Source organism: Pedobacter sp. 01N310, assembly GCF_056399805.1.
In genome coordinates this window covers 317,220-337,113 of the sequence record NZ_JBFTSB010000005.1, presented here as the reverse complement: position 1 = coordinate 337,113, position 19,894 = coordinate 317,220, and the positions used below count along the sequence as shown (strand labels likewise).

The following is a 19,894-nucleotide window of genomic DNA, read 5'->3' as shown; positions in this document are numbered from 1 at the left end:
AATATAAATATGTTCAAAAACGTACTCATCGCCGAAGATCATGAAATTGTTAGTAAATCGCTCCGTAGCGCCCTTATAGATCTTGGCATTACCATAGCCGATAAAGATTATGTATTTTATTGTGATGATGCATTTACACGGGTACAAAAAGCACTACGCGATGGCGATCCTTATGAACTGATCATTACCGACCTTTCTTTTGATGAAGACTATCCGAAACAAAAAATAGCAGGAGGCAGAGAATTGATCAAAGCTTTAAAAGAAATACAGCCCGATTTAAAAGTGCTGGTATTTTCGATAGAAAACAGGGCCTTAATTGCCAATACACTATTTAAAGAATTAAATATCGATGCTTATGTACCTAAAGCCCGCCATGATGCCAAAGATCTTAAACTGGCTTTAGAAAGCATTTATAAAAACAAGAAATACCATTCGCCCAACCTGAGGCAAAAAGAAGAATACCTGCACAATTTTACGCACTATGATAAAACAATCGTTTCGCTCATTTTAGATGGAAAAACCCAAAAAGAAATGTCGGGCATTTTGAAACAAAAAAAGATGGAGCCATCTGGCTTGAGCAGCATCGAAAAACGCATAAATTATATTAAAACCGCGCTCAATATTTCAAATAATGGTCAGCTAATTGCTTATTGCATTGCAAATAAGGTGATTTAGCTTAGGTTAGTCTTTAGTCCATACTCTTAACGATTGGTCTCGCTTAGTCACTCGTTTGATGATCCTTCACAAATTCGTCATTCTGAACTTGTTTCAGAATCTTTAAACGGTTTTCCCTACGTTGCTGCATTCTCGTTGTTTTGCCGCTGCGAACCTTGGTTTAAAAAATAGTATTTGACGTGGATTATCGTTAAGATTATCAACCAATGAACTGTTGACTAATGAACCAACCTACGGTTTCCCGTAAGGATGCACCATATTCCTCCCATACTTTTGAGCAGCTTAAAAAAACAACTATGGGAAAATTTATCATTACCAAAAGAACAAACGGCGAATACCAGTTTAATCTCGAAGCGGCAAACGGCAGGGTTATCCTCACCAGCGAGGGTTACGCCACAAAAGCAGGCTGCAACAAAGGTATCGAATCGGTAAAAACCAATGCACCAACCGATGCCATGTACGACAGAAAAATTGCCAAAACCGGAGCGTACTATTTCAATTTAAAAGCTGCAAATGGCGAAATTATCGGTACCAGCCAAATGTATACAACTGCTGATGCCAGAGATAACGGTATCGAATCGGTTAAAGAAAATGCGCCGGATGCATCAGTAAAAGATGAAACCATTTAATGCAAAAAGTTATGGATCTTAAACTAAAGTTAGAACAACTTCATCAGCGCGTGGTGGGCTTAAAAGAGCAGATCAATACCGAGGAGGCTACGAAAAATGCATTTGTAATGCCCTTTATTCAAATCCTCGGTTACGATATTTTTAACCCTACAGAAGTTATACCCGAACACATCTGTGATATCGGCACCAAAAAAGGCGAAAAGGTAGATTATGTGATCCGTAAAAACAATGAGCCCATCCTCATTTTCGAATGTAAACACTGGAAAGAAAGTGCCGATGCGCACAACTCTCAGTTGCATCGCTATTACCATGTTTCTAAAGCGCGGTTTGGGGTATTAACCAATGGTACGGTTTACAATTTTTACGCCGATCTGGAAAAACCGAATATTATGGACGAGAAACCATTCTTAACCATCGATATCGAAGACCTGAAAGATAATGCCATTAAAATCCTCGAAAGTTTTACCAAAAACGAATATAATTTAGAAACGATTCTCGATTCGGCCGAAGGTTTAAAATACATCAAAGCCATCAGAAAGGAATTTGAAAAAGAAATAGACAGCCCTTCTGATGAAATGGTGAAACTATTGGTGAACCGTTTTTTCGACAAACCCTTAACGGCAAACCGGATGATTGCTTTTAAAGATTATACCAAAAAAGCCCTTACCATTTCGATCAATGAATCCATCAGCAACCGCTTAAAATCGGCATTGAATATTAACGAGAAAATTGAGAAAAAGGAGGAGGGTAAAGTGATTCCTATTAATGAAGATCCCGATGCTTCTAAAATCGTAACTACTGAAGAGGAATTAGAAGCTTTCCAGATTGTAAAGGCCATTTTGCGCGAGAAGATTCCATCTGCCAGGATCGCTGCACGAGATACCCAATCTTACTTTGGCGTATTGCTGGATGACAATAATCGTAAACCAATTTGCAGGTTCCATTTTAATACCGTTAACAAGTACATCGAAACTTTCGAGAAAGGAAAAGACGCTGGCGAGAAAAAGCAGCTGTTTAACCTCGATGAGCTTTACGATTACAGAAACCAGTTGCATCAGACTATAGAAAACTACTAATTATCCGCTCATCTCTCAAAAAATGTAGAGGTTGTTTCCGTGGCTGTTTTCGAACCAGGCAGGGCAACCTCTCATTTTGGTATAAACAACCTGCTATCATTCCCTTACTGTTAGCCGTAAGGAATATATTTTTTGCCGAAATACCTTAGTGGCATGAAACATCTCTTTACACTGCTATTATTAACAATCATAATAGGCAATGCCCAGGCACAAAAAAGGAAAGTGATCACCTATCAGTTAATGGAACCTGGTTTCAACAACAAAACAATTAAGGGCACCATCAGCGAAGTGTACACCACAAAACGTTATGGCAAAACCTTCTGGTGGATAGTAATCGGTACCGATACCCTAATCCACGTATGGCGCAGACACCTCGATACCGCAACCATGAAACCAGGTGTAAACCGCGCTTTTTATTCCATTAAACGCCTCAATAATAGCTGGTGGAAGAAAGAAAAATCAGAAGATTATGTGAAGCCGAAGAATGATTAGTGCGTTAATTTATTCAATATATGCTACATTTTGCCAGTTTTGTAAGCAGCTGTTAATGAATCCATTTTGCTGAAAATTAATTGTGAAAATAGTTTTTTGCTTTACGGTTTCCCGTAATGTAAGCCCCTTCAAGCAACTTATTTTTGTAGTATCAAAATTAAAAAATACTAAAATGGCTTGGAGCTTTCACAAACGGATAAAAATTATCCCTGGTGTTCATTTAAACTTAAGTAAAAGTGGTATATCCACTTCTATAGGAGTTAAAGGGGCAAGCATGACTTTCGGAAAATCAGGAACCTATCTTAACACCTCTGTTCCACTTCTAGGCATTAACAGCAGGCATAAACTTTCAGGCTCAAGTCCTCAGCCTCAGGTATACCTGCCAAACGAGCCAGTAGAGGTTTTAGACAATATTTTCAGTGCCGACATTCATGAAATAACCAGCCAAAACATGCTTGGTGTTAAAGAGGCTATTCTATTGGCCCAACAGCAAAGGAAAGAACTCAAAAGCGATTTATTAAAAATCCAGGCTACTTTAGGTGTTTCGAAAACTAAACTCGTGCTAAGTTATATATTCCTCTATGGCCTAATAAAAAAGACTATTCCCACAAGCTTAAAAATAAATATTACGGCACAAAAAGAAGCCATCAAGCAAACATCACTTCAAATAGACAACTGTTATGTCAAGCTTGATATAGAATTTGAACCCGAAATCAGGGAAAAGTACGATCGCTTAGTGAAAGCATTCGGGAACTTAACAACCTCCCATAAAATTTGGGATGTAACGAGTGCCCATTTTCAAGATCGCGTGGCAGCGCGATCATCTGCCAGCACCATTGTAAATAAACGAGATGTAAAGTTTGCATTTAAATCACTTATCGATATCAGATCAAACTTTGAAGCACTATACTTCGAAAATGCAAATGGCGCGGATTTATATTTCTATCCCAGCTTCATCATCATGTATTCCAATAACACAAATTTTGCCATCATCGGGCTTGATGAGCTTAACCTGCAGCAAAGTTATGTTCGTTTTACCGAAACCGGTACGGTACCTCGCGATTCGAAAGTAATCGACAGGACCTGGGCCAAAGTAAATAAAAATGGTACACCAGATAAAAGATTTAAAGGTAACTACCAGATCCCAATAGCCAAATATGGCCAGATCAATTTACGTACGAATACAGGCTTAAACGAAGAATACGAATTTAGCAATTACGAGTTTACAGAAGCATTCGGACAGAGCTTTAGAGATTACCAAACAACGATTAAACAACTAAAATAATTTTTAAATCAAGTACGGATACAGCAATGTGTTCATTCCTAAATGAAAAACTCATGCTCACAGAAAATACCCAACTCGATCAGCAAGTGTTGCAAGACAACAAAGAGATTTTTGCCCGGATAGTTAAAGAGCTAGAAGGAGCAGATTTCGAAATTCTAATTGCCAGTGCATGGTTTACTGACGAGGAATTATTCGCTATCGTTAAAAGTAAAGCCGCTCAAAATGTAAAGGTTGAGCTAATCATCGCCGATAATCAAGAGAATCTAAAGTTAGATTTTGATGAACTTGTTTCCTTGGGAGCTTCAGTAACTAAGATAAAGAATGTTGGCTATGGTATCATGAATCAAAAATTCTGTGTAATTGATAAACGGATTGCACTGCATGGTTCTTATAATTGGTCGGTAAATGCAAGGAAAAATAATCACGAAAGTATAATTGTAACAAATCATGCCGAAACTGTAGCTCATTTAATCACTAATTTTAACGACATTAACCATAAGGCAACCTTGCAACGGGGCGAAACGGTTGATGTTCCTTTATTACCTTTAAAAGTAGAGACGAAAATCGAAACCCACACGGCTAAAGAACATGCCATTTCTGAATTTACCAAGGTGCTTGATTCGATGATTGCTGCCGAGGTTGGTAATTTTGATCGATCTATGTTAAGGGGGCAAGGTTACGAGCGATCGAAATATAACAATGGTGATCACCAGGTACTTACTAAGTCACTAGATACTGTTTATTCAGTTTTCATAAACGATATTGACGTAGTTGAAGACAAAAAGAAACGTTTAAAAACCAAGATTGATGAGCAGGAAGTAAAGAGCCTTAATGCATTTGAAGAAAATCTTAATTTGCAATTACAAACCGCTGAGGCAGAAGCGGAACACGAAACGTTAAATGCCAAGAACCAGCTCATTAACACCAAAGCAGAGATCGAAAAAAATAAACAGGAAATCCAAAGCCTTAAAGAGAATAAAATTGGTTTTCATGAAAAAATTATTGCCGAGATAAAGAATAAGATACGTATTGCACAAACAGATTTTGTCAGCCCAAAGTTTAAATGGTATGAATTTATTCCAGTATTGTTCGCAAATATCTGCCTAATCACTTATCTTTTTATTTTCTACTCCTCAGCATGTTACATCTTATTGTTTGCAGTTGAAGACTCAAAAGCAGCCAAAGCCGCAGGACTTGATGCCATTCCGATGGAAATATTTAATCCTAAAGCATTGTCTTTAACCTTATCAAAAGGCGGGTCAGGTATCATTTTTATCTTACTCTTTGTAAGTATCCCACTTTTCTGTGCACTCATCAAACTTTTTACAAAGAAAAAATGGATTATAATAACTATGTTCCTCGTTGGGATTGTATTGGTTGATACGGCAATTGCCTACAAAGTTTCGGCAGCCATTTATCAAATGAAATATGAAATAGGAGACGTTCTAGAACCTTGGAAAATTTCCATGGCCTTTAAAGATCCTAATTTCTACCTGGTGTTTTTATTAGGTGCCTTTGGTTTGCTTATGCTAAAGTTCGCTTTCGAAAAACTTATGACAATTTTTGATGAAAGAAACCCTGATGTTGCTACATTAAAAAATAACCTGCTCATCAAGCAAATGGATGAGGATTTAAAGTTAGAAGAACAAAAAAGTCTATTGATTAAAGGTGAAATTTACGTGATAGATGGAAAGAACATCGGTTTAGAAGCACAATATAAGATCACTGAATCCAAACTCGCATCTATTCCAAATAAGTTAAACTTATTGCGGGAAATTAAAAAAACAGACTTAATTACGGGAAAACAACATATTGTAGATATTGCTACCATTTATAAAAGCCATGTCGAAAATGATAATCTTCCGATTTCTATCGATTCGCTAAATGATAGGATCAATATCTTTTTAGAAGGCTGGAACGATTACCTCCATGAAGAATATGCAATCTTAAAAGCTACTGAAAAATCACGAGAGGCATTTGATACTGCTGTAAATTGGCAAAACGAGAAAGTAAAAAGTTCACAAATAGATAAACGGGTGGTAATCTAATGAAAAAGTATTTTTTAATAAGCATCTTGATATGCTCGACCTGTACATATGTCGCGGCTCAAAAAACAAAAGAGGTTACAGACTATAATATAATCTTCGCACCCGATCTATCAAATCGGCTGAACCTTAAATTTTACCCCAAAGCGGTAAACGATGTAGATATTGTTCAGGGAGTATTGAAGAAAATTTGGTCAGACATATTGAAGTTAAAACGAACAGATGGCCAATTAGACCATTATAGCGTCGATTTCATCAATAAAGGATTAATAGGGTTGTATAAAATCAATACGAGTCTATTAAGCATCGACCTTCAGCAATTTGATAAACAGGTTGATCGGATTAATTATATATTGGAGAGAAATAAAGTTACCTCTTCACTCCCTAAGGACATATATAGCTTTACTATAGAGTATAAGAAGTTTAACGATAAAGCCGCAATATCTAATAATGGAGCCGATATTTGGACCTATTTTCAATCAGGTATTGATGATAGGATTATTCTGCCAGATGTAGCTGTTGGTAAAATAACGCACAAGTTTCGTAACATCATGGTATTAATGACTGATGGCTACATTGAGGCCGGTATTTATGATAAGGGTTACGATTTGAGTGCAAAAAAAGTTGCGGATTTCCGTAATGCCTTTTTAAAATCAAAGGAAAGCGATATGGGGATATTTTTATCTAAAAATACAAAGTTTAAAATCAACCCCGCAAAAAATCCATATTTAAAGAACCTTGAGGTTATCGTGATCGAAATGTATGATCGATCACTTTCCAAAACAGGGGCGGCTACAAAACATCCAACAGATATGGAAATCATGCGGTTAATTTGGGGCGATTGGATGAAAAGCTCTGGTGTAAAAAGGTTTGAACTTAAGCCTGCGGCAAGCAATCAAGCCGAAGCTGTGAAATATATTTTAGATTTTATTAAAAAATAAATATCCCTTAATCATGAAAACGCTCTCCTTACTCCTCTTTTTCTTTACCAACATTACTTGTAAAGAAAATACAACCGTGTACATTTGCAACAGTCCTGGCGCTAAAAAATACCACTATACCTCCAATTGCCGCGGTTTAGGCAATTGCACGTATAAAATTATAAAGGTGGAAATAGAAAAAGCCAAAAAAGACGGAAAAACATTATGCGGTTGGGAAAAGTAAGTTTATTGGTTTTATTGTTAACGCTCCAGGCTTGTTTCATCCCACCAGGCGAAAGCAAACCAATAACAAACTATAACCATCTTATTTTTACGGCCAAAGTAATCCGCATTATGGATGGCGATACCATGGAGGTACTCTTTCAGCACCAGCCCATTAAAATCCGCTTGGCCCATATCGATTGTCCTGAGAAAAGAGGGTCGCAACCTTTTGGCAATCATGCTAAAAAAGCACTCTCTGATTTGTGTTTTGGGCAAATGGTGAGTGTACAAGGCCAGAAATACGACCGCTATAAAAGATTAATTGCTGTAGTAATTAACCGCAAAAAACAGGTGGTGAACCAGGAAATGATTAAACAGGGCATGGCCTGGCATTATAAAAAATATTCAAGCGATTTACTTTATGCACAACTGGAAATAACCGCCAGGAAAAATAAAGTAGGCTTGTGGCAAGAGAAAGATGCTGTAGCACCCTGGGCATGGCGGGAAGAAAAGCATAGTCTGGCAAAGTAGTTATATGAAAGCCATCATCAATCCGTCCCAACGAAAACGCTATTCACACCTATTAATTCATTTCAGCAATTTAAAGACCTTTAAATGTTAAGGGTTTTATGATAATGAGTTGCGGGCAGTTCAGAGATTTTTTGTAAAAAATAATTTTGTTTTTGTATATTAAATAATATAACTTAGGTAATGGAAAACTACACGCTCAAATCTCCTATTTATGAAAACCTCAATGCATCTGACAAGCCGTTTTGTTGTGCTATTGTTATTCGCTTTAAACCTCTCGTCCTGTAAAAAAAATCCTGATTTTACGAAAAAAGAAGAACTCCCTGCCGAAACACAGACCGGGGCCGATACTTTTGGCTGTCTTATTGATGGAAAGGTTTATACACCTGATGGTGTTATCGGTCTGCCAGCACTTACAGCTTCCATACAGTATCACATCCTCGATCTACGGTCGATAAGAAAAAGCTCAAATGAAGCTATTGGGCTTCCGGTCAGGAATATGACCGCAGTAGGGGAATACCCTGTTACCCAAGAAGTCGGATACAGTAGTCCAGATCTTAATTATCAAGCTGTTGCAGGCAAAATAACGATCACTAAATACGATGTTTCCAAAAACATCGTTTCCGGACGTTTCTACTTTACTGCAAAAAATGAAAAGACCGGAAAAACAGTTTCTATAACGGATGGACGGTTCGATGTCCAATTTACCAATTAAACAAGGCATATTGAACAACATGTTCTGCCTGGAAGCTAATATCTAGAAAAAGCATTAAATATTCCATTTAAATCAGTCAAAGATCGGATTGTCCGATCAATTTGTTATTAACCCTCTCAATCTTTACGAACAATGCTAAAGTCAGTTTTTCTTTCTCTGCTTTTGTCGCTTTCTTTGAGCTTATGCTTAGCTCAGGATACGCCTAACGAACTTGCCAACAGGCACAATTTTATTTTTCAGCACCTAAACCGTAGCGAGGCAACCACCGGTATTTTACTTGACTATGGTATAGAGTTCCAGAATATGGATAATTACGATGGTTCGGTATTGTTAGACAGTAATCATGTTTCCATTACGGATTGGAGGACTATATATGCGACGTTACTCACCTCACAGTATTGGGAAGTATAAGATAGAAACGCTCATGATGCGAGAATGGCCATATTAGGGTGTCAGTGTTGGGGAGTTTATATCAATGGCATGTGCATTGAACACTGAGCAGGCATTATTACCGTTAATATTCATTTGAGTGTGTTAATGGCTGGGTAACGCCACTAATCAGGTTGCTTAAAAAACCGTTAATAGAACCTTAATATTGAGAGAGTTCGCAGCAAAATGAAGCGAAAACTTGTATTTAGCCGGGTCAATATCTATATTAATAGCGAAATAACTTACTGCCCTGTTTAATTGAGTGCGCCCAAAAAAAGATATGAGAATTTTGTTGTACATATTGCTTGCAATAGGCATACTGGGCTGTAAAAATAAAGCAGACCAGACTTATAGGATGCCAGATAAAGACAGTGCAAATTTCACTGTTGCTATAGTTATGCTTTATCCGGGTGAGCGGCTCTTGGTCAAGTTAAACAATGAGGTTTTACTGGATACAACCGGCGATGCATCAGGTAGACTTGACTCCCGTTTATATTTCAAATACCCCAAAAAGGTAAAGACAATAGCTGTTTCTGGAGTTTATAACGGCACAAAGACATTTAACCGCTATTTTAAAGATACATTATCACGCGTTCCTAAATTAGCCCTGGTAATACCTTTTCCAATGCCAAAGGCAACTTGGAAACCTAAAAACGAATCGGATAACCGTGTCCCTATGGAAAGTACTGAGCGCAATATTGTGCTTGTGGATGATACTGCTTATCCTAAACAGAAGAACATGTTGTAGCGCTATAAAGCCCGTCGTTAATTAATTTAAATATCTCAGTTCCATTTTAAATGAAAATTATCGTTTTTAATGCCAACAAAAAATCTGTTAGTGAACCCTGTATTTTGATTTATAACATTGTAAAATAATCGGATACTAATTTTTCGTTTACTGTCGAGGTCGTTCAAACACTATAAAACCAGTTTTATGAGTAGCTAAAAAAGCCGCCCAATGGGCAGCTTCAATTCATCTGATTGATATTTTTTATTTCGCTAAATTCATTGCATTTTGTTCCGCTTCCATCATCGCTTGAGAAGCATAGGATGCAGATTTAAGACTGGCAAAGTCAGTTAATTTTACATTTTTCATGTTGCTCGCAACCATTGTACTTTCACCGGCAGTACCATTTAATTTTAATACCGCATCATCTTTAACAATAGTATATAAACTGCCTGCTGTCGTTTTAATTTTTGCTGTAGCGCTCTGGTTCAGAAATAACTGAAGGTATTTTGTATCAAAATTATTGCTGGTAACCACAACCGATTGTCCGTAAGCTTCAATTCTTTCTAAATCTTTTACGGTAATGTTTAACGTTACCTGACTGGTTTCCATTGAATTGATAAACAAGGTTTTCCCATCAGTTGATACCGAGGTTTTTGAAGCATCGTAATTGCCCGCACCTTCTACATTTTGTTTATCACCTTGTGTTAAGATAAGCTTCACGTTACCACTTACCCAGATTCTGCTGAATTTTGATAATGAAGAAGTTTTGGTTTCTGCTTTAACTGGCTCAGCGGCAAAAGTTGCCATGGCTGATGAAGTAAATACTACTGCTGTTAATGCTGCTGCGAATATTGTTTTTGCTAAAGTTTTCATATCTTTTATATTTTAGGTTTTTGCTATTGTTTTGTTATTAAGACGCAGCTGCCCATCAAACGTTTCAGGCAAAAACCCGGTATTATACCAGCGTTGGTAACCGCTAGACCAACGCCTGTAATTCCTAGACAAACGCTTATTGATCATCAACGGTTTGATGCAATAGTTTTCGGTGAAACAGTATAAACTTAAAGCGCAGCTTTTGTAATCGGTGTAATGTCGAAAAGCACCAGCCTGCCATAAGCCGCCAATTGTTAAAAAATGTTAAAGGAATTTGAAAATATTATTTTGTTGTTTTTTTTTGAATCTCCATCAGATAAACAAACAGGAAAGCATTTTTTAGAGCAATTATTTATTTTTTGATTTTAGATCATGTTATCAGCATTACTATTTAACCGTTTTCGCTTATCAGGAAGATTTGCGCTTTTTTTCACCATCTTTTTTGCGCCATCAGTGGCCACTATTGCCCAACCCTTAAACCAAGCCAAGGCTGGCCCATCGGCTTTTACGGCAAAGCTGATTAATATCGAGGCGGCCACGAATGAGGTTTTCAGGTACAGCACTACCCTGTATAACGGGACCAAAAAGCAGGCCATTTACGAGCTGAAGGCAGCGTTGCCAGCGGGCTGGGTGGTGAGTTACAAAGTAGAGGGCAGCCAGGTTACTTCGCTTAATATGGATGCAGGCAAAAGCCAGGAAATTGCAGTGGAGATTAATGCCAGTGCAAATGCATCACCTAAAAAATACAGTATCCCCCTTAAAGCCGTTTCGGCCGATGATACCCTTCTACTTAACCTCGAAGCAGTAGTAAAAGGCTCGTATGGCGTAACCATGAGTACACCAAGCGGAAGGCTTAGTGAAGAGGTGAGTTCGGGCGGGCATAAAGACATACAACTGGAGGTTAAAAACACCGGAACACTGGCCCTGAACGATCTGGAGCTGAGCAGTCAGCTGCCAAGCGGCTGGGAAGTGCGTTTTGAGCCAGCCAAGATCAGTAAACTTGAGGCAGGAAAAAGCGTAGCCGTTACCGCTTTTTTAAAAGTTCCTGATAAAACAATAGCCGGAGATTATGCCGCAACCTTTAGCCTTTCGGGTGCCAACGCGAACACACAGCTGGCGTTCCGCATGTTTGTTAAAACTTCATTGCTTTCTGGCTGGATCGGTATCCTGGTGATTGTGCTCGCCATTGGCAGTGTATACTACCTCATACGCAAGTACGGCAGAAGATAATCCATTCTTTAACAGCACGAAATAAGATGGAACCTATTATACAGCTCAGGAACCTAAGCAAACGCTATGGGGCCTTTAAGGCGGTTGACGAACTGAACCTGGAAGTATACCGCGGTGAGATTTTTGGATTGCTCGGCCCAAACGGTGCGGGCAAAACCACCTCCATATTGATGATGCTCGGGCTAACCGAGCCCCATAGCGGTACTGCCCGTGTTTGTGGATATGATGCCACCAAAAACCCCATTGCAGTAAAGCAAAAGGTGGGCTATATGCCAGATAGCGTGGGCTTTTATAACCACATGACGGCGCTCGAAAATTTAATTTATTTGGGGAGGCTGAACAACCTGGACGAAAGCACATTAAAAGACCGGGCCGAAGAAGTACTTAATATAGTGGGGCTTGCCTGCAGCATGGATAAAAAAGCCGGCATTTTTTCGCGGGGCATGAAACAGCGGCTGGGTTTGGCTGATGTATTGATCAAAGACCCCGAGGTAATTATACTCGACGAGCCAACACTCGGCATAGACCCTGCAGGGGTAAAGGAATTTCTAACCTTGATTAAAACCCTGAGCCAGCAGCAGGGCTTAACCGTTTTGCTCTCTTCGCACCACCTGCACCATGTACAACAGGTATGCGATCGTGTAGGCATATTTGTTGGTGGGAAACTGTTGGCCCAGGGCGATATTGCCTCGCTTTCCGCTAACCTTTTCGGCAAAGAAGGAGCCGTTACCACAATTAAAACAGCAGATTTAATTGAGCAGCCCTGGCCATTGGAGGCAGAGATGAGGCAATGGGGAGCGCTTACAGAGATCGCCATTTCTGGCGATACGCTGGAGTTTACCACCCAGCATGATATTACCCCGCGCATTGTTCGCCATTTAGTGGAAAAGGGTTACAACATTTTACAGGTAAGCCGTAAGGCGTATGGCCTGGATGAGATCTATCAGAAATATTTTGAAAGTAGTTTTAATGAAAATCTAAATCATGGAAAATCAAACGGTATCTTTAAGCGCGCTTTCTTCGGGCAGCACAAAAGATAAAAAATATACAGCCTCGCCTCAGCCAAACAGGGCCTTTGGCGTAACCATCCGAAAAGAGATTGCCGATCACATCAGGAGCTGGCGCTTTTTGGTGTTGGTTGCTTTGGTGCTGTTAACCTTTGTGGCTTCTTTATATGTTTCGGTAAGCAATATCAGAACAGCCTTTACCAATACAAACGATCCCGACCATGCTTTTATGTACCTAAAGCTGCTTACATCAACAGATAACGCTATGCCACCTTTCCATGTGCTGCTCAGTTTTCTTGCACCGCTGCTTGGCATTAGCATGGGTTTTGATGCCATTAACTCGGAGCAGAACAACGGAACTTTAACCCGGCTTTTGGCACAGCCGATTTACAGGGATAACCTGCTGCTGGCTAAATTTAGCAGTGCAATACTGATAGTAGGCATGCTTTTTCTTTCGCTCACCTTACTTATGATTGGTGGGGGGCTGGTGTTAACAGGCGTTAGGTTAGAAGCCCAGGAACTGATCAGAATAATGGGTTTTGTTTTTGTAACGCTTCTTTACGTTGCATTCTATTTAAGTTTATCGATCCTGCTTTCTATTGTTTTTCGGCAACCGGCAACTGCTGCGCTGAGCGCTTTGGGGCTGTGGCTGTTTTTTACCGTTTTTTATCCGATTATCGTTAACCTGATTATAAGGGCCTTTTTACCCGACCCTGCCTACCTTACGCAGGCACAGGTAATGGGTTACAATGAATTTATCTTAGATATCATGCGGATTGCACCTAACCAGCTTTATACCGATGCGGCCACTACACTATTGATGCCATCGATACGGAGCCTCGGCCCGATGAGTATGGAGCAAATGGCAGGGGCCATTCCCAGTCCGCTGCCGGTAAAAGAGAGCCTGATGATTGTATGGCCCCAGTTAAGCGGGATGATTGCCGCCAGTACAGGTTGTTTTGCCATTGCTTATTACCTTTTTATGCGTAGGGAAATTAGAAGTTAAAGCGGATAGCTGTTCTTTGCATACTCCCGTTATCCGGTTTTTATTTTGCTAATTTGGAAAAAGAATACCCTGATACATGGAAATTTTTAAATTATTATACCTGTAGGGCAATAATTTATCCCAATACACGTATTATATACTGAGAGCGTTAATTTAGATTAAAACGGGGACCGTCTATTAGATGGTTCCCGTTTTTCTTTTAAAGATCAAAGTTGAAGGGCAAGACAGAACAGGAATTATTATTGCCCAAAATCACTTTCGCTAAATAAATAAAAAAGCCACCCAAATGGGCGGCTCTGATCTATCTTAAAAACAGATTTTCTATTTTGCTAAAACCATTGCGTTTTGTTCAGCTTCCATCATCGCTTCAGAAGCATATGATGCTGATTTAAGACTGGCAAAGTCAGCTAATTTTACATTTTTCATGTTGCTGGCAATCATTGTACTTTGATCAGCGGTACCATTTAATTTTAATACCGCATCGTCCTTAACGATTGTATATAAACTGCCTGCTGTAGTTTTGATCTTCGCTGTAGCACTTTGACCCAAAAATAACTGAAGGTACTTTACATCAAAATTATTGCTGGTTAGCACAACCGATTGACCATAAGCTTCAATTCTTTCTAAATCTTTTACGGTAATATTCAGCGTTACCTGACTTGTTTCCAATGAATTGATAAATAAGGTTTGTCCATCAGTTGATACTGAGGTTTTTGCAGCGTCGTAGTTGCCGGCACCTTCTACATTTTGCTTTTCACCTTGTGTTAAGATGATCTTCACGTTCCCGCTTACCCAGATCCTGCTGAATTTTGATAATGAAGAAGTTTTTGTTTCTGCTTTAACTGGCTCAGCGGCAAAAGTTGCCATTGCTGATGAAGTAAATACTACTGCTGTTAATGCTGCTGCGAATAATGTTTTTGCCAAGGTTTTCATATCTTTTATATTTTAAGTTTTTGCTATTGTTTGTTATTAAGACGCAGCCATACATCAAACGTTGCAGGCGAAAACCCTGTATTATACCAGCGTTGGTAATCACTAGACCAACGCCTGTAATTTCTAGACGAAAGTTGCAGATGCTCTAGCCAGATTTACGTAAATCTAGATACTCTGCTTGCCACAGAGATTATGTTTATGGCGAACATACCACCAGAGGAATTATTCGCGGTAGTGATGCCTACGCCATGAGATCGGTTAGAAGTGCCCATTTTTTTTATATCGAAAACCTAAATTACGATGGGTTTTCAAGAACACAGTAACCAAGGGAGCATTGTTTAAAACTTGGAGGGAGAAAAATTCAACTCGGGCAAATGCATATCAAAAGAGGCCAAAAGAAGAATTGTATGATGTGATCAAAAATCCATTTAATCTCCAAAACCTGATTGCAGATCCTAAGTTTAAAAAAGTAAAAAGCGAACTTTCATCTAAACTGGCTACTTTTATGAAACAACAAAACGATAAAGGCCTGGCCACGGAGCTGGATGCCCTAAGCCGTCAGCCGAAACATCAACCAAAAGATTAATATGAAATATTTAAAGTTATTATTTGCCTTTTTCCTGCTTGCATTTAGCTATTCGGCTTTCTCTCAAAACAACAAGCCAAACATCATTATTATTCTTGTTGATGATATGGGTTTTAGCGATGTAAGCACCTTCGGCGGAAATTTTGTGCCTACACCCAACATAGATCGTTTGGCGAAAAATGGGTTAATGCTTAACCAATATTATAGTGGCGCACCAATCTGTTCGCCATCAAGAACTAGCTTGCTCACGGGTATGTACCCCGGAAGGTGGAATTTTAGTACTTATCTGGATAATAAAAAGCACAATAAAAATGCACAACAAGCAGATTACTTAAATCCCCAAGCGCCATCTATCGCCCGAATTTTCCAATCTGCCGGATATGCAACTGGTCATTTTGGTAAGTGGCACATGGGCGGAGGAAGAGATGTGAAGGATGCACCGGTTTTTGAGAAATATGGTTACGATGCCCACGCCAGTACTTACGAAAGTCCTCAGCCAGACCCACTGCTTACTGCTACAAATTGGATCTGGTCGGATAAAGACAGCATAAAACGCTGGGACAGAACCAAATATTTTGTTGATAAAACACTCGAGTTTTTTAAAGAAAATAAAAATAAACCACGTTTTGTAAATCTTTGGCCAGATGATGTACATACGCCATGGGTACCCAATGTTGGAAATGAATATATTGGTAAGTTTCCTTTGGGACAAGAATCTGAGCAGGCCTTTAAACTAGTGCTGAAGGAACTTGACCAGCAAGTAGGAAGATTAATGGATGGTTTGAAAACAATGGGTGAAGACAAAAATACCATCATTATCTTCACCAGTGACAATGGGCCTTTACCGAGTTTTAAAGGGAGCCGGACTGGTGGTTTAAGAGGCACTAAACTTTCTTTATACGAGGGTGGCACCAGAATGCCATTTTTAATTAGTTGGCCAGGGCATATTCCCCAGGGAAAAATAGATGCGGGCTCGGAAGTAAATGCGATAGATTTATTGCCATCATTAGCCGGCATGGCGGGAGTAAAGTTACCTGCAGATTATCAGGGAGATGGGTTAGACCGGAGTAAGGTTTTCGCCGGAAAATCATCACTGAGGAAAAAAAACATGTTTTGGGAGTATGGCAGAAATGATATTGCCTTTAAATATCCTGCCAAACCCAATAGAAGTCCAAACCTGGCGGTGCGCACTGGAGAATGGAAATTGCTTATGAACAGTGATGGCTCTGATGTGCAGCTTTATAACATTGTGAAAGATAAAAATGAAACTACCGAGCTAAGCGCCAAACAGGTTAAAATAACCACTCAATTAAAAACCGAACTGCTTGCCTGGTGGGAATCTCTGCCTAAACTCAAAAATTAATTACAACAGCCGCCCTTTAGGATTATTGTGTAGAGATAGCATAAAAAAAAGCCATTTGAATTAATCAAACGGCTTTATATTTTAATTACAGCAGGCAAACACTATCTAATTACACTACCCTCTGAGAACTTTTCTACAGGTGCCACAAAAGTGAGTTTGCCATCGGCATTTTCAGCCATCAGGATCATTCCCTGTGATAAAATCCCTTTGATTTCGCGTGGAGCAAGGTTTACGATCATACTTACCTGTTTACCAACAATATCTTCAGGTTTATAATATTCGGCTATGCCCGAAACCACTGTTCTTTCGTCGATACCGGTATTTACCGTTAATTTTAAAAGTTTTTTTGTTTTCTCTACTTTTTCGGCAGCAACAATGGTGGCTACACGGATATCCATTGCCGAGAAATCATCAAACTGGATATTCTCTTTTGCCGGAACAGCAACTACATTACTGGCTGCATTACTGGCCTTGCTTTGGTTTAACTTCTCAACCTGGAAGTCGATCTCTGCATCTTCAATTTTATCAAACAAGAGCACAGCTTCGCCAATTTCGTGGCCACGTTTTAACAGGCTCACCGTACCTGAATCATCCCAATCATGACCGCCGTTTTGAAGCATCTTCATTAACTTTTCTGCTGTAAATGGCAAGAAAGGTTCAATCAGGATCTGAATATTGGCGGCGATTTGAAGTGCAATATTCAATATCGTTCTTACACGGTCTTCATCCGTTTTAATGAGTTTCCACGGCTCGGTTTCGGCCAGGTATTTATTTCCCAAACGGGCAACATTCATTACTTCTGATAAGGCCTCTCTAAAGCGATAATTTTCGATAGACGCAGAGATTTTAGCAGGATACCCAGCCAGTTCATCAATAACAGCCTGATCTACATCCGTAATTTCCATGCAGGTTGGTACCGAACCGCCAAAGTATTTATGTGTAAGTACCACAACCCTGTTCACGAAGTTACCGAGTATGGCCACCAATTCATTATTGTTTCTCGCCTGAAAATCTTTCCAGGTAAAATCGTTATCCTTGGTCTCGGGAGCGGTTGCGGTTAATACATAACGCAATACATCTTGTTTACCTTCAAATTCTCTTAAATATTCGTTCAGCCAAACTGCCCAGTTCTTAGAAGTCGATATTTTTTGTCCTTCTAAGTTTAAAAATTCGTTTGCCGGCACATTATCAGCCAGGGTATATTCGCCATGTGCCATTAACATTGCAGGGAAAATAATGCAGTGGAAAACGATGTTATCTTTACCGATAAAGTGAACCAGTTTGGTTTCGTCACTTTTCCAGTATTCTTCCCAACCACATTTATCGTTTTCGTAACTGCTGATGTAATATTCTTCGGCTTTAGGGTTCCAAACATCGAGCTTGGCATAGTTACAAAGCTCTTTGGTTGCAGAAATATATCCAATAGGAGCATCGAACCAAACATAAAGCACTTTACCTTCGGCATCGCGAAGCGGAACGCGAACACCCCAATCTAAATCTCTGGTCATGGCCCTAGGCTGTAAACCTGCATTTAACCAGCTTTGGCATTGGCCATACACATTTGGGCGCCATTCTTTATGGCTTTCGATATAAGTGCGTAAACGGTCTTCGTATTTATCTAGCGGCAGAAACCAGTTTTTAGTTTCCTTTAAAATTGGCTTATCGCCAGATAGGGTCGATTTTGGATTGATTAAATCGGTCGCATTAAGCGTAGAGCCACAGTTTTCGCACTGATCGCCGTAAGCATTTTCATTCCCGCATTTTGGGCAGGTACCGGTAATGTAACGATCGGCTAAAAATTGTTTTGCAGTGGCATCGTAATATTGCTCGGTAACCTCTTCGGTAAAAACACCTTTATCGTAAAGCGTTTCGAAGAAATCGGCAGCGGTTTGGTGATGGGTAAGCGATGAGGTACGGTGATAGATATCGAAAGATACGCCGAATTCTTTAAAAGAATCGCCAATAATCTTGTGGTACTTATCTACCACTTCCTGAGGCGTAATACCTTCTCTTTTGGCTTTTAAAGTAATGGGCACACCATTTTCGTCAGATCCACAGATGAACTTTACATCACGTTTATTCGACCTTAAATAACGGGCATAAATATCTGCAGGGATGTAAACACCAGCCAGGTGCCCAATATGAACTGGTCCATTGGTATATGGAAGCGCTGCAGTTACGGTATATCTTTTAATTTTACTATTATCCAAAACAATTTTTATTAATTTGGCAAAGATAAGTGTTTTGAAGATGATTAAGCAGCCCCCGTATTTAAAAAAAGGAGATAAGATTGCCCTCGTATGTCCGGCAAAGAAATTACCCAAACCTATAGACCATGCCATAGCGCGATTAGAAAGCTGGGGTTTAGAGGTTATTGTGGGCGAAAGTGTATACGCCAGTCATCACCAGTTTGCAGGAACTGATGCGTTAAGAACCAAAGATATTCAGCGTTTTTTAGACGATCCATCTATAAAAGCGATTATTTCGGGCCGTGGCGGTTATGGTACTATCAGGATTATTGATGACCTTGACTTTACAGAATTTAACAAGAACCCTAAATGGGTTGTAGGTTTCAGCGATATTACCGTACTATTGTCGCATTTGATTGCGCAATGTAATACCCAGTGCATGCACGCGCAAATGCCCTATACTTTTGACGAATCTACCACAGAAGCTTTAATTTCTTTACAGCAGGCTTTATTTGGCGAGAAACAGACCTATTCTTACCAAAGTGCCTTTGAAAATCGGGCAGGAGAGGCAACCGGGGTTTTGATTGGAGGCAATTTAACTTTGCTTACCATATTACAGGGCTCGGTTTCGGAAATGGATTTTACAGATAAAATTCTCTTTTTGGAAGATGTTGGCGAACAAGAATACGCTATAGACCGAATGTTGCGGATGCTGAAAAGGGCGGGTAAGCTAAAAGTCTTAAAGGGTTTGATTATTGGTGCCTTTAATGAGATTGAAGAAGAAAAGATTTCTTTCGGGCAAACGGCTGATGAGGTAATTTGGGATATTGTTAAGGACTATGATTTTCCAGTCTGCTTTAATTTTCCAACTGGACATATCGATAATAACCTCAGTATGGTTTTAGGTGCTGAGGTAAACTTAAAAGTAGAAACAAATAACGTTCAATTTAAATATTTATAG

General features: G+C 39.4%; 21 protein-coding genes. 18 read left to right on the top strand and 3 right to left on the bottom strand.

Annotation, left to right across the window (positions count from 1 at the left end):
- Positions 1-9 precede the first annotated feature (9 nt).
- From AC1DNH_RS13280 to AC1DNH_RS13225, 12 genes are all read left to right on the top strand, one after another.
- Positions 10-675 carry a response regulator gene (locus tag AC1DNH_RS13280; protein ID WP_477580022.1) on the top strand — a complete coding sequence of 222 codons (666 nt, stop codon included), beginning with the start codon at positions 10-12 and terminating at the stop codon, positions 673-675.
- 296 nt (positions 676-971) lie between these two features.
- A complete protein-coding gene (locus tag AC1DNH_RS13275; RefSeq protein WP_477610197.1) occupies positions 972-1,304 on the top strand; it encodes a YegP family protein in 333 nt (110 codons plus the stop codon).
- Between the two features lie 11 nt (positions 1,305-1,315).
- Positions 1,316-2,380: a type I restriction endonuclease gene (locus AC1DNH_RS13270; RefSeq protein WP_477580018.1), complete on the top strand. Its 1,065-nt coding sequence runs from the start codon at positions 1,316-1,318 to the stop codon at positions 2,378-2,380.
- Positions 2,381-2,533: 153 nt separating this feature from the next.
- Positions 2,534-2,872 (top strand): hypothetical protein, encoded by a 339-nt coding sequence (locus AC1DNH_RS13265; protein ID WP_477580016.1) that lies wholly within the window; start codon positions 2,534-2,536, stop codon positions 2,870-2,872.
- A gap of 172 nt (positions 2,873-3,044) precedes the next feature.
- Positions 3,045-4,157 carry a DUF4236 domain-containing protein gene (locus tag AC1DNH_RS13260; protein ID WP_477580014.1) on the top strand — a complete coding sequence of 371 codons (1,113 nt, stop codon included), beginning with the start codon at positions 3,045-3,047 and terminating at the stop codon, positions 4,155-4,157.
- 53 nt (positions 4,158-4,210) lie between these two features.
- Positions 4,211-6,205, top strand: coding sequence for a phospholipase D-like domain-containing protein (locus tag AC1DNH_RS13255; RefSeq protein ID WP_477625429.1), 1,995 nt, complete (start codon positions 4,211-4,213; stop codon positions 6,203-6,205).
- Positions 6,205-7,143: a hypothetical protein gene (locus AC1DNH_RS13250; RefSeq protein WP_477611063.1), complete on the top strand. Its 939-nt coding sequence runs from the start codon at positions 6,205-6,207 to the stop codon at positions 7,141-7,143. Before AC1DNH_RS13255 ends, AC1DNH_RS13250 begins: the two co-directional genes overlap by 1 nt.
- A gap of 13 nt (positions 7,144-7,156) precedes the next feature.
- Positions 7,157-7,366 carry a hypothetical protein gene (locus tag AC1DNH_RS13245; RefSeq protein WP_477611062.1) on the top strand — a complete coding sequence of 70 codons (210 nt, stop codon included), beginning with the start codon at positions 7,157-7,159 and terminating at the stop codon, positions 7,364-7,366.
- On the top strand, positions 7,348-7,875 hold the full coding sequence (locus tag AC1DNH_RS13240) for a thermonuclease family protein (RefSeq protein WP_477625428.1): 528 nt from the start codon (positions 7,348-7,350) through the stop codon (positions 7,873-7,875). The genes AC1DNH_RS13245 and AC1DNH_RS13240 overlap by 19 nt, the downstream gene beginning before the upstream one ends.
- Positions 7,876-8,086: 211 nt before the next feature.
- Complete coding sequence (locus AC1DNH_RS13235) at positions 8,087-8,587, top strand: Riean_0653 family protein (protein WP_477585321.1); 501 nt, start codon at positions 8,087-8,089, stop codon at positions 8,585-8,587.
- Between the two features lie 132 nt (positions 8,588-8,719).
- On the top strand, positions 8,720-8,998 hold the full coding sequence (locus AC1DNH_RS13230) for a hypothetical protein (protein ID WP_477585320.1): 279 nt from the start codon (positions 8,720-8,722) through the stop codon (positions 8,996-8,998).
- Positions 8,999-9,296: 298 nt separating this feature from the next.
- Positions 9,297-9,764 (top strand): hypothetical protein, encoded by a 468-nt coding sequence (locus tag AC1DNH_RS13225; protein ID WP_477625427.1) that lies wholly within the window; start codon positions 9,297-9,299, stop codon positions 9,762-9,764.
- A 243-nt stretch (positions 9,765-10,007) separates the two neighbouring features.
- Here AC1DNH_RS13225 and AC1DNH_RS13220 read toward each other — a convergent pair whose 3' ends face one another.
- A complete protein-coding gene (locus tag AC1DNH_RS13220) occupies positions 10,008-10,619 on the bottom strand; it encodes a GIN domain-containing protein (protein WP_477581027.1) in 612 nt (203 codons plus the stop codon).
- A 372-nt stretch (positions 10,620-10,991) separates the two neighbouring features.
- Between AC1DNH_RS13220 and AC1DNH_RS13215 the strand changes: the two genes are divergently transcribed.
- From AC1DNH_RS13215 to AC1DNH_RS13205, 3 genes are read left to right on the top strand one after another with little or no spacing between them, the layout of a single operon-like run.
- Complete coding sequence (locus AC1DNH_RS13215; protein WP_477581026.1) at positions 10,992-11,849, top strand: COG1470 family protein; 858 nt, start codon at positions 10,992-10,994, stop codon at positions 11,847-11,849.
- Positions 11,850-11,875: 26 nt separating this feature from the next.
- Entirely contained in the window at positions 11,876-12,889 is a 1,014-nt protein-coding gene (locus AC1DNH_RS13210) for an ABC transporter ATP-binding protein (RefSeq protein WP_477581024.1), read from the top strand.
- Complete coding sequence (locus AC1DNH_RS13205; protein ID WP_477581022.1) at positions 12,834-13,862, top strand: ABC transporter permease; 1,029 nt, start codon at positions 12,834-12,836, stop codon at positions 13,860-13,862. Before AC1DNH_RS13210 ends, AC1DNH_RS13205 begins: the two co-directional genes overlap by 56 nt.
- A gap of 321 nt (positions 13,863-14,183) precedes the next feature.
- Here the strand turns inward: AC1DNH_RS13205 and AC1DNH_RS13200 are convergent, their stop codons facing one another.
- Positions 14,184-14,795: a GIN domain-containing protein gene (locus AC1DNH_RS13200; RefSeq protein WP_477581020.1), complete on the bottom strand. Its 612-nt coding sequence runs from the start codon at positions 14,793-14,795 to the stop codon at positions 14,184-14,186.
- Positions 14,796-15,129: 334 nt separating this feature from the next.
- Here AC1DNH_RS13200 and AC1DNH_RS13195 point away from each other — a divergent pair, with 334 nt between their 5' ends.
- Together AC1DNH_RS13195 and AC1DNH_RS13190 are read left to right on the top strand one after the other, a co-directional pair.
- The gene (locus AC1DNH_RS13195; protein ID WP_477581018.1) at positions 15,130-15,381 is read left to right on the top strand and encodes a hypothetical protein; all 252 of its coding nucleotides are present in this window, start codon (positions 15,130-15,132) and stop codon (positions 15,379-15,381) included.
- Position 15,382: 1 nt separating this feature from the next.
- Entirely contained in the window at positions 15,383-16,744 is a 1,362-nt protein-coding gene (locus AC1DNH_RS13190; protein WP_477581016.1) for a sulfatase family protein, read from the top strand.
- A gap of 101 nt (positions 16,745-16,845) precedes the next feature.
- Here the strand turns inward: AC1DNH_RS13190 and metG are convergent, their stop codons facing one another.
- Positions 16,846-18,954 carry a methionine--tRNA ligase gene (gene metG / locus AC1DNH_RS13185; protein WP_477581014.1) on the bottom strand — a complete coding sequence of 703 codons (2,109 nt, stop codon included), beginning with the start codon at positions 18,952-18,954 and terminating at the stop codon, positions 16,846-16,848.
- A 40-nt stretch (positions 18,955-18,994) separates the two neighbouring features.
- Between metG and AC1DNH_RS13180 the strand changes: the two genes are divergently transcribed.
- Complete coding sequence (locus AC1DNH_RS13180; protein WP_477625435.1) at positions 18,995-19,894, top strand: S66 peptidase family protein; 900 nt, start codon at positions 18,995-18,997, stop codon at positions 19,892-19,894.